The sequence below is a fragment of the Nonomuraea purpurea genome (genome assembly GCF_042650645.1).
Lineage (GTDB): Bacteria > Actinomycetota > Actinomycetes > Streptosporangiales > Streptosporangiaceae > Nonomuraea > Nonomuraea purpurea.
Genome location: NZ_JBHSBI010000035.1, coordinates 117,066 through 127,148, shown reverse-complemented (window position 1 = coordinate 127,148; position 10,083 = coordinate 117,066). Strand labels below are relative to the sequence as shown.

Below are 10,083 nucleotides of genomic sequence, written 5' to 3'. Positions count from 1 at the left end.
CAAACGATGCTAAAGTGAATATTGAGGCGATTGCCTCCTAATAGTCCACCGGATTGCGGGTGGCCTTCTCAAACACCACCTCCCTGGGCGCGGCCCTCAGACAGGCGGTCAACGCACTGACCTGGGAGCTGGGCTACCCGTGGAGCTGACGGGCCTGCTCGCCTGAGACCCTGGACGGAGAGGGCATCGAGACCACGTTGCGATCGCGCCTCGACGGTGTGGCGCGTCAGCGTTCCTGGTCCTGACCGGCCTTCGGGTCCCCGGCCGGAGCCAGTTGCAAGGCGCGGGTCCGGGAGCGGAGCTTCTCCACCACGATGCTGATCATGACAGCCAGTCCGAGCCCGATGGCCACACCCGCAATGGGGTTCTCACCGGCGGCGAGGCCGCCCAGGTAGCCGAGCAGGATGCCGATCGGCGCCGAGGTCAGGGCGGCGATCGACTTGTAGAGCAGGAAGGGACGCTGCGGGTAGCCGACCGCTCCGGCGGTGAGGGTGGTGATGTTCCTGAGCGCGGGCAGGTAGCGAGTGATGATGAGGATCACGCCGCCGCGCCGTTCCAGTGCTGCGGCCACGCGCTCCATCGCGGCGCGGCGGCGGGTGCCGGGTTTCATGCGGTGGTAGAGCCGGGCGCCCATCGTGCGGCCGATCCAGTAGGAGACGTAGTCTCCGCCCAGCGCGCCGAGCGCGATGGCCACGATGGCCACGACCAGGTTGGGCTCCCCGCCCGCGGCGTACGCGCCGACCAGGATGACCACGCTCTCGCTCGGGACGAGAGGAAGAACGGCGTCCAGTGCGGTGACCGTGAAGAGGATCACATAGATCCAGGGTGAGGTTATGAGGTCGCGTACGAGGTCGAGCAGGTCCGTTGTCATCAACGCTCCTAAATGAGACTAGTATCAATTTATACACGTCTCAATATAGAGAAGAGGACAGCAGCACATGCCGGAGAACCTGTCGCAGTGGGACGCCCGCGTGAACCCGTCACGGTTCGAGGAGTACGCCGAGAAGTACGCGGACTTCTTCGTCATGACCCGCCGAGACGGCATCATCGAGCTGCGCATGCACACCGACGACGGCCCGTTCCAGCACAGCTGGGCCGCGCACAACGCATGGGGCCAGGCATGGCTCGAAGTCGGCAACGACCCGGAGAACGAAGTGCTCATCCTCACCGGGACCGGCGACCGCTGGCACACCGGCGACCCGGCCGCGCTCTGGCACACACCCTTCGCGCAGTGGTCGGGCGACAGCCAGCTCAAGATGTACTACGACATGGCGAAACTGCTGGAGAACCTGATCTTCTCGGTCGACATCCCAACGATCGCGGCGGTCAACGGGCCGGGCACGCACTGCGAATTCGCGACCGCGTGCGACATCACCCTGTGTGTCGAGGACGCCGACTTCTTCGACCCGCACTTTCTCGGCGGCGGCGTGCCCGGCGACGGGATGGGACTCACCCTGCAGCGGACCATCGGCATCAAGCGCGCCTCCTACTACATGTACACGGGCGCCAGGCTCAACGGCCGTACCGCACTGGAGCTGGGCCTGGTCAATGAGGTGCTGCCGCGGGAGCGACTGCTCCCGCGCGCCTGGGAGATCGCCGAGATGATCATGCAGCGGCCGCGGGCGGCGCGGCGGCTGACGCACGCCATCGTCTCGCGCCCATGGAAGCAGGCGCTGGTCGACGACTACGGCTTTCACGCCGCCCACCAGCTGTGGGGGATGACCATGGGGCAGGCGGGACGGCTGGATATGCTGCGCCAGATGTCCGGACGATTCCAGGACGCCCGGCCGGAACAGGATCAGACATGAGCGGTAGCGGGTTGCGCGCCCGGAAGAAAGCCAAGACCAAGTCCGCGATCCAGCGCGAGGCGCTGCGGCTGTTCGACGAGCAGGGGTACGAGGCCACGACCATTGAGGAGATCGTCGAGGCGGTAGAGGTGTCCCGAGCCACCTTCTTCCGCTACTTCCCCACGAAAGCCGACATCGTCCTGCACGATGTCGGCGACCTCCTGGTCGTCCAGGCGATGCGGGACCTCCCCGCCGACAGCCACCCGATCGACGCACTACGGCTGGCGATCCACCGGCTGTTCGAACTGGCCACGGAGGAAGGGCTGTCCGTCAACCGCCAACGCGAGGAACTGCTGCGCCGCGTGCCCGAACTGCGCGCCAGGGTGCCCGGGCACATGGCGCAGGCGACCCCTCTGCTCGCGACCGCCCTGGCCACCCGCCACGGTCGTCCCGCCGATGACATCGCCGTGCTCACCCTGTCCGGGGCCATCATCGGCGTGGCCATCGCCGTCTGGACGGCCACCGCCGACGACGTCTCAGAAGGCTTCGTCCACCGTTATCTGTCCCTGCTCGACGGCGGCCTCGACCGCCTGCGCGGTGAACTGTCCCTGTGACGCCCGCTCCCGGCGATCGGACACGCAGGGGATGCCGTCGTCTGCTTGTTGCGGAAAACGGGCAACGATCGGGTCGGGCGCCGGCAGATCACCCCCTTACAGACGGCGGATGCGGCGATTGACCATTCACGCCACTGACGCCGACCGGCTTGCCCGGATTTCCGCTCGGGCCCGGGATCCGGCGACTGGATCGGCTCCGGCTCGGCCGCCTTCCAGTTCTGCGGGGCCGCCTCGACGGCGCGGCGGCGCCAGTGCGCGACCTCCTCCGCTGCGTTACGCCCGCTCAAGCAGGTGGCGAGGGCGCACATGCTTGCTCTCAAAGTGCCGGCGCGACTGGAGGGAGTCCAGCAGTGACAGCGCCCGGGTGAACAGCGACTCGGTCAACGAGCCCGAACTGGTCGGCCGGCTGTCGGTCCGGCGGCGCGGGCTGTGTGCCCGTTGGTGGCGCGTGGCCGTGCGAGCAGGGCCAGCATGGCCACCGCGGCCGTCGCCAGGAACGCCGTCCGAAGGCCGTAGGCGTCCGCCACCATCCCCAGCGTGGCAGGCCCGGCGATCGTGCCCACCGCCAGGAACGCCACCGCGGCGCTGAACCCGATGGCCGGTCGTTCGGGGAACAGGTGGTAGCTCGCGGCCGCCAGCAGCCCAGAGCCGGCCATGAACAGCGGGCCGTACAGCACCGCCGACGTGATCACTGCGGGCAGTGACCCAGGCGCCAGCCCGAGCAGCGCCACGGCTACGGCCAGCCCGGCGAAGATCCCGGTGTGCACCCGCCGCAGCCCGTAGCGGCCGATGGCGTGCCCGGTGAACGCGCCTGCCGTGCCCGCGAGTCCCACCAGCGTCCAGAACAGCGGCGCGGTCGCCCGGCCGTCGCCCATTCCGTCCTCGACGGCCGCCACCGCGTACTGCCAGTAGACCGACCCGACCAGACCGTAGGCCACGGCCATCGCATACAGCGGCATCGCCGAACGGCGTGCGAGCCATCGCAGCCCCACCCGCGAGCCGCTGCGCGCCGGGCGGTGTGCTCCGGCGGGAAGCACCCGGGCGTTGTACACCGTGGTCGCGAGCGCGATCGCGGCGAACAGCAGCCAGACCATCCGCCATCCCGTGCCCTGCGCGAGCAGCGCGAGCGGCCCGGCCACCACCACGCCGAACGCGGTGCCCGACGAGATGATGCCCATGGCCCGTTCCCGCCGCCCCGGCGGCACCGCCCGGTCCACCGCATCGGAGTACGGCGCCCACGCCCAGCCGGAGCTGGTCCCGGCCAGGATCAGCCCAGCCGTCAGCGCCACCGGTTCACGCGCGAAAGCCACCAAGGCCATCCCGGCGGTGGCGGAGACACCGCCCGCGATCACCAGCGGACGGGGACCGAAGCGGGTCACCAGAGCGCCGACGAGCAGCAGGGCGAGGAGGTAGCCGGCGTAGGTCGCGCTGCCGATCAGCCCCACCGCGGACATGGACAGGTCGAACTCCCGGCGCAGGTCGGGTTCGAAGAGTCCGTAGCCGTAGCGGGCCAGGCCGAAGGTCACACCGATGACGGCGGCGCCGCCCAGGATCAGCGATCGATTCATGACATTCATGCTCTTACCTGGGTAGATATCGGGCGAGTGGCAGAAACGTCATGATGCGCTAGATTTGCGCCATGACCATCAAGCCTCTTCGCGTGGCCGTCACCCTCCTCGACCCGGCCTCCCTGCTGGAGCTCGCCGTGCCGTGCGCGGTCTTCGGCGGCGAGGGCTACGAGCTGGTCCTGTGCGCCACCACCCCCGGTGGCGCCCAGCAAGCGCCCGGCGGGTTGCGCCTGGAGGCCGAGCACGGGCTGGAGGCGTTGGCGGACACGGACCTGATCGTGGTGCCCGCCTGTCTGATGAACGTCGGTTACGAGCCTCCGGCAGGGCTACTGGACGCGCTGCGCGCCGCGCACACCCGCGGCACCCGCATCGCCTCCCTGTGCTCAGGCGCTTTCGTCCTTGCAGCGGCGGGATTGCTGGACGGCCGTGAGGCGGCCACGCACTGGATGTACGCCGAGGAGTTGCGCCGCCGCCATCCCCGCGTCCAGGTCAACGACCGGGCGCTGTACATCGACGACGGCGCCATTCTCACCAGCGCGGGCACGGCCGCCGCCATCGACCTGTGCCTGCACATCGTGCGCACGGACTACGGCACGGCGGCGGCCGCGGCGGTGGGCCGCCGCATGGTCGTCGCCCCGCATCGCGAGGGGGACCAGACCCAGTACGCGCCGCTACGGCCCGCCCCCGCTCCGCAGAGCCTCGCCCCGGTGCTGGACTGGGCGCTGGCCCGGCTGCACGAGCCGCTGACCATGGCCCAGCTGGCCCAGCGGGCGGGGATGAGCCTGCGCACCTTCGGCCGGAACTTCGCGCGCGAGATCGGCGCCACCCCGCTGCGCTGGCTCAACCAGCAGCGGCTGGCCCGGGCCTGCGAACTGCTGGAGACCACCGACCTGACAGTTGACGCGGTGGCCGAGCGCTCCGGCCTGGGCACCGCCGACGGGCTACGGCAGCACTTCCACCGCAGGCTGGGGACGACCCCGGCGGCCTACCGGCGGACCTTTCGCGGCCACGGCGATCGCCGCTGACGCGCTGAAGACGCTCATCCGAGTCGGCCGTCCGAGGCCGTCGTCGCTGCGCCGCGTGTTCGCCGACAGCCGATCTCCCGCGGGCATGGGCGGGGCTGCCTGGCAGTGCGGAAGCGGTCAATGGCACGACCCCTATCAGAAGGGGGTGTCGTCGTCTTGGAAGGACCGCTCGCCGGATTCCCGCTCGGGCCCGGGGTCCGGCGACTGGATCGGCTCCGGCTCGGCCGCCTTCAGCCACGCGGCGCGGCGGTTCCAGCGCTGCGCGGCCGTGTGGTCGCCGTGCTTGTTCAGCTGATATTCGAGCCATCGGGCCGGTTCAGCTCCGGGTTGGTCCCAACCGGTGTGGTGCAGGTCCAGAGGAAATTCGGCGGTGGTGGGCCGCCGGAGCAGGCGATCCGCCTCGTCCTCGCGGCCGGTCGCGTCCAGGAGCAGGGCGAGGCTGTAGACGGCCTGAGGGTCGCCTGCGTCGGCGAGACCCCTGCAGCGTTGTTCGGCGGTGCTGAACTCTTGGCGGCGGCGCTCGATGTCACTGCGGTCTTCCTGCCCTGTCGTGGTCAGGGCCAGCTCCATCGCCGCCCACCAGTTCTGCGGGGCCGCCTCGACAGCGCGGCGGCGCCAGAGGGCGACCTCCTCCGATGAGCCACGCCCGCTCAGGCAGCCGGCGAGGGCACCGGCCGCGAGGTCGCTGTCGCCGGCGATGGCCAGGTGCCTGCGCCACCACCGCGCCGCCTCGCCGAAATGTTCCTCCCGCAGCCTTTTGTCCTTGGTTCGTCCCGCCCGCCGGCAGTTCCAGTCCCCGCAGTCGGCCGCCAGCATCGACGCCAGGCCAGCGGTGGCCACCTCGTGGTCCGGGTCGAGGTCGAGCACATGGCGGTACCAGCGTTCGGCCTCGTCGAGGCGCAGGTGGGCATGCTCCCGCCACTTTTCCGACCCGGGCGGATCCGCCCACAGATCGTCGATCGCCTCGGGCTCCCCCTGCTCCTTCGACGAGGGCGGAAAGCTGCGTGACCACAGACTCTCGTGGATCTCCCCGGACTGCTGTCGCAGCAGACAGGCGAGCAACACGGCCGTGTCCGCGTCCCCGGGATCCTGATCCAGCGTCCGGCGCAGCAGCTGCTCGCCCTCGGGCACGTCGCCGGGATGCCGGAGATCGACGCTCTCCCACTGAATGCTCAGCCGGTGCCCCAGCTCCCGCGCGGCTCCCGGCCGCCCCTCGGAAGCAGCTGCGCGTAACTTCTCCAGACCGTCGCCGGGGCCGTACAGCTCTCGCATTCGCGCTATTTTGCCAGCACGCACGTCCCGTCCGCAGGAGAAGATCGCGTGTACAGCTACTACGTGTTGCACCGCTCGTTGATGACCAACAACAACGGCGACACATACAGCCGTATCCACGTCCTCAGCGACCCCGACGACCTCAGACGGGCGATCAACGCGCTGGCCTGGGAGCTGGGTTATCCGTGGCACGAGGACGTCTGCTGGCTGCGCGTCTACCAGCGGGGCGCGCTCACCTCGGTCGTCGACCTGGTCGCCGAGAGTAACCCCGGGCCGAACCTCACGGACGAGGAGTTCGGCGCGCTGTTCGACGACCCGGCGAGGGTGATCGACATCCCGCAGTTACTGGACCCGGTCCTTCCCCCAGGTCACAGCGTCCGCATCGCCGACAAGACGTACGCCTACGGCTGCACCTCCCACTACCCCTGATGGGCCTGCACCTGGGGAGCGTCCGACGGCTGGCGCCCGCTTGGTCGGGTAGGGCCTCCGAATGTGGCGAAGGGAAAACCCCGGTGGGCCGCCAGTCGCACGCGACTGGCCGAGCGAGGTTGCAGTGCAGCTAGAGCCAGTCGCGGCGTTTGAAGACCATGTAGAGGATCAGGCAGACGGCGGCCATGAGCACGATGGCGAAGGGATAGCCAAACAACCAGTGTGTTTCCGGCATGAAATCGAAGTTCATCCCGTAAATGGTTCCGACCAGGGTGGGAGCGAACAGGATGGCCGCCCAGGCCGAGATCTTCTTGACCTCCTCGCCCTGCCGGATGCTGGCCTCCGTCATCCGGGCCATCTCCGCGTTCTGCGCCTGCGTCACCAGCGTCGAGTTGACGACCAGGATGTTCTGCAGCATCTGGCGGAAGGACGAGATCCGCTCCGTCACGGTGATCGCGTGGTCGGCCACGTCGCGCAGGTACGACTGGAGTTCGTCGTTCACCCCGTACTTGGCCGCCCCGGCGATCAGCCCGTGGAGCAGGCCCACCAGCGGCGCCGTGGCCCGCTGGAACTCGATCACCTCGCCGGACAGCTCGTAGACGCGCCGCGACACCGACGGGTCGCCGCCGAAGACCTGGACCTCGATCTCCTCGATGTCCTTCTGCAGCCCGGCCACGACCGGCGCGTAGCCGTCGACGACGGCGTCGAGGATGGCGTAGAGCACGGCCTGGGGCCCCTGCCGGAGGAGGTCGGGGTCGGATTCCATGCGTCTGCGTACGGCCTGCAGGTCGGGCGCCTCCGCGTGGCGTACGGTGATGACGAAGTTGGGCCCGACGAAGACGTGCACCTCGCCGAACGCGACCTCCTCCACCTCGTCCAGGTAACGCGCGGCCCGCAGCACCACGAACAGCGTGTCGCCGTAGCGGTCGGCCTTGGGACGCTGGGAGCCGACGATGGCGTCCTCCAGCGCCAGCTCGTGCAGTTGGAACTCCTCGCCGAGCTTGACCAGCTCCCATTCCTTCGGCCGGTAGAGGCCGATCCAGGCCATGCTGTCCGGCAGCTGCTTGAGGTGTTCGAACGCGTCGGCCAGCGAGCGGGGGCTGTCGACGCGTTCGCCGTCCCTGTAGATCGCGTTGTCGATGACCGTCGGACGGTCGGAGGGCTCTTCGGTGGCACGCGGGTCCATCGAGTGTTCCGGCGCCTCCTCGCGTGCCGTGCCGCTGCGCCGAAACCCCTTCATCTTGGCCATGCCACCTCCTGAATGCCTCTACGACGGCTGGAACTCCTCCAGCCGCTGCGCCGCCCGATCCCTGATCGTCTTGCGCAAGGTCGGAGTCCACCCGAACACCGGCCCCTGCGGCCGGCCGAGCGCCATCTTCGACCAGCGCTTGAAGTCGAACTCGTCCCTGTGACGCACGATCAGATCGTCCTGGAATCTGAACTGCGCGTCGATCTCGGCGACGACCGCGCGGCCGGTGCGGGAGAACGTGTAGCGGGAGCTGCAGTGGGCGCTCCCGCTGTGATCGTCGGCCGCGACGTCACGGCAACGGGACGTCAGCCCGTCGCGGACGCCGAGCTGCAACCGCCACATTCGCATCACCCTGTCACGCCCCTCGACCTCTGGGAAGATGGGGTCGCAGAAACTGATCTCAGGGTGGTAGCACCGCTCCATGGCCGCGAAGTCCGCACGGCCGAGAGCGTCGTAGAAAGCGCCGATGAGCGCCACGTGCCGATTGTTCACCTTTCTATCAGATCATGGCGGAAGCGTTGTCCCAGCACACTGCCCGCAGCCACGGCTCCCCGAGGTCGAGCCGGGCGAGCGCGTCGAGTTGGTGCGCGTAGGGGTGCGGGATGGTCGGGAAGTCGCTGCCGAGCACCACCTTCCCCGCCAGGCCGAGGTCAAGCAGCGCGGGACGCAGCCGGTCGGGGAACGGCATTCCGCGTTCGGCGAAGTCGGTGAACGTCATCGTGGTGTCCAGCGCCACCCGTTCGTAGCGGGCGGCCAGGTCGAAGAACGGGTCGTACTCGGGCATGCCCAGGTGCGCGATGACCACCCGCAGCCGCGGATGCCGGCGCAGCACCTGGCCGATCGGCTCGGCCCCGACGTACCCGCCGGGCACGGGCACCGAACTGGCGTGCACGACCACCGGCACGCCCGATTCGGCGAGCAGCCCCCAGACCTCCTCCAGTTCCCGCGCCCGCGGGTCGAACCCGCCGACCTGCAGGTGCACCTTGAAGATCTTGACGCCGTCCGCCAGGGCCCGCCGCACGTACTGCACGACCCCAGGCTCGGGGTAGAAGGTCGCAGACGGGAGGCATTCGGGTGTACGACGGGCGAAGTCCAGCGTCCACGTGTTGAGGTCGGCCGCCATGTCCGGCTTGTGGGCATAGGCCAGGGCGGGAAACGTCTGGACGCCCATCGCCCGCAGCCGCTCCAACCGCTGCGCGACGGGCCACTCGTATTCGATTCGCCACCCGTCGCCCATCAGCGGGCCGCCGTGGTTGAAGTGGTGCCAGACCCGGCGTTCCATCCGTTCGGGAAGGAAGTGCACGTGCAGATCGATCAGGCCGGGCAGCCCCAGCCGCCGCCACCAGTCCGGCACCCCCGCGTCAGAATGCTGTTCTGTGAGCACGGGGACGACTCTACGGGGATAGGGTTTCTCCTCGATGGACAAGTTCTGGGCCCACCTGATCAAGGTTCAGCCTGACCCCGACCCCTGGGTTGTGGCGGTCTCGGCTCTGGCCGCGCTCGTGATCGTCGGCTTCCGGATGCCCTGGCAGGTGTCCAGGGGGCTGATCACGATCGCCCACGAGGGCGGGCACGCGCTGATGGCGCTGCTCACCCGGCGCAAGCTCGAAGGCATCCGCCTGCACTCCGACACCTCCGGCGTGACCCTGACCAGGGGCAGGCCGACCGGGCCCGGCATGGTGCTGACCGCGCTGGCCGGTTATGTCGCGCCGTCGCTGCTCGGGCTGGCCGCCGCGGTGCTGACCGAGGCGGGCCGCATCACGGTGCTGATCTGGGGCGTGCTGCTGTTCCTGGTGTGCATGCTGCTGCTGATCCGCAACCTGTACGGCGCGCTGATCCTGCTGGTCACCGGCGGCGCGGTGTACGCCCTGATCATGTACGCGCCCAGCGACGTCCAGCAGATCGTGGCCCTGGTGGCGACCTGGTTTCTGCTGTTCGGCGGGATCAGGCCGGTCATCGAGTTACAGCGCAAGCGGAGCAGGCGGCAGGCCAGAGACTCCGACGCCGACCAGTTGGCCAGGCTGACGTTCCTGCCGGGCGGGTTCTACGTGTTCCTGTTCCTGCTGGTGTCGGTCGCGTCGCTGCTGTTCGGTGCGTACCTCATGAACCCACTCTGATATCGAAATTTCGCACTAAACT

11 protein-coding genes are annotated in these 10,083 nt (G+C 69.1%); 5 read left to right on the top strand and 6 right to left on the bottom strand.

The annotated features are described in order from the left end of the window. Positions 1-226 precede the first annotated feature (226 nt). Entirely contained in the window at positions 227-871 is a 645-nt protein-coding gene (locus ACFOY2_RS45640; protein WP_379534404.1) for a DedA family protein, read from the bottom strand. A gap of 67 nt (positions 872-938) precedes the next feature. Here ACFOY2_RS45640 and ACFOY2_RS45635 point away from each other — a divergent pair, with 67 nt between their 5' ends. Together ACFOY2_RS45635 and ACFOY2_RS45630 are read left to right on the top strand one after the other, a co-directional pair. Beyond that, positions 939-1,808, top strand: a complete 870-nt coding sequence (locus ACFOY2_RS45635) for an enoyl-CoA hydratase/isomerase family protein (RefSeq protein WP_379534403.1) — start codon at positions 939-941, stop codon at positions 1,806-1,808. Then, positions 1,805-2,401: a TetR family transcriptional regulator gene (locus ACFOY2_RS45630; protein ID WP_379534402.1), complete on the top strand. Its 597-nt coding sequence runs from the start codon at positions 1,805-1,807 to the stop codon at positions 2,399-2,401. Before ACFOY2_RS45635 ends, ACFOY2_RS45630 begins: the two co-directional genes overlap by 4 nt. A gap of 380 nt (positions 2,402-2,781) precedes the next feature. Here the strand turns inward: ACFOY2_RS45630 and ACFOY2_RS45625 are convergent, their stop codons facing one another. After that, positions 2,782-3,969 carry a YbfB/YjiJ family MFS transporter gene (locus tag ACFOY2_RS45625; RefSeq protein ID WP_379534401.1) on the bottom strand — a complete coding sequence of 396 codons (1,188 nt, stop codon included), beginning with the start codon at positions 3,967-3,969 and terminating at the stop codon, positions 2,782-2,784. Positions 3,970-4,040: 71 nt separating this feature from the next. On the opposite strand from ACFOY2_RS45625, the gene ACFOY2_RS45620 reads away from it, so the two are divergent. Further along, positions 4,041-4,994 carry a GlxA family transcriptional regulator gene (locus ACFOY2_RS45620; protein WP_379534400.1) on the top strand — a complete coding sequence of 318 codons (954 nt, stop codon included), beginning with the start codon at positions 4,041-4,043 and terminating at the stop codon, positions 4,992-4,994. Positions 4,995-5,129: 135 nt separating this feature from the next. On the opposite strand, the gene ACFOY2_RS45615 is transcribed toward ACFOY2_RS45620, so the two are convergent. Further along, a complete protein-coding gene (locus tag ACFOY2_RS45615; RefSeq protein ID WP_379534399.1) occupies positions 5,130-6,266 on the bottom strand; it encodes a tetratricopeptide repeat protein in 1,137 nt (378 codons plus the stop codon). A gap of 48 nt (positions 6,267-6,314) precedes the next feature. Here ACFOY2_RS45615 and ACFOY2_RS45610 point away from each other — a divergent pair, with 48 nt between their 5' ends. After that, complete coding sequence (locus tag ACFOY2_RS45610; protein WP_379534398.1) at positions 6,315-6,695, top strand: hypothetical protein; 381 nt, start codon at positions 6,315-6,317, stop codon at positions 6,693-6,695. Positions 6,696-6,825: 130 nt separating this feature from the next. On the opposite strand, the gene corA is transcribed toward ACFOY2_RS45610, so the two are convergent. The 3 genes from corA to ACFOY2_RS45595 are packed head-to-tail and all read right to left on the bottom strand — an operon-like array spanning position 6,826 to position 9,328. Beyond that, positions 6,826-7,944: a magnesium/cobalt transporter CorA gene (gene corA, locus ACFOY2_RS45605; protein ID WP_357817418.1), complete on the bottom strand. Its 1,119-nt coding sequence runs from the start codon at positions 7,942-7,944 to the stop codon at positions 6,826-6,828. Between the two features lie 18 nt (positions 7,945-7,962). After that, a complete protein-coding gene (locus ACFOY2_RS45600; protein ID WP_379534397.1) occupies positions 7,963-8,436 on the bottom strand; it encodes a nuclear transport factor 2 family protein in 474 nt (157 codons plus the stop codon). A gap of 7 nt (positions 8,437-8,443) precedes the next feature. After that, the gene (locus ACFOY2_RS45595; protein ID WP_379534396.1) at positions 8,444-9,328 is read right to left on the bottom strand and encodes an amidohydrolase family protein; all 885 of its coding nucleotides are present in this window, start codon (positions 9,326-9,328) and stop codon (positions 8,444-8,446) included. Positions 9,329-9,362: 34 nt separating this feature from the next. On the opposite strand from ACFOY2_RS45595, the gene ACFOY2_RS45590 reads away from it, so the two are divergent. Next, entirely contained in the window at positions 9,363-10,061 is a 699-nt protein-coding gene (locus ACFOY2_RS45590) for a M50 family metallopeptidase (protein ID WP_379534395.1), read from the top strand. The last annotated feature ends 22 nt before the right edge of the window (positions 10,062-10,083 follow it).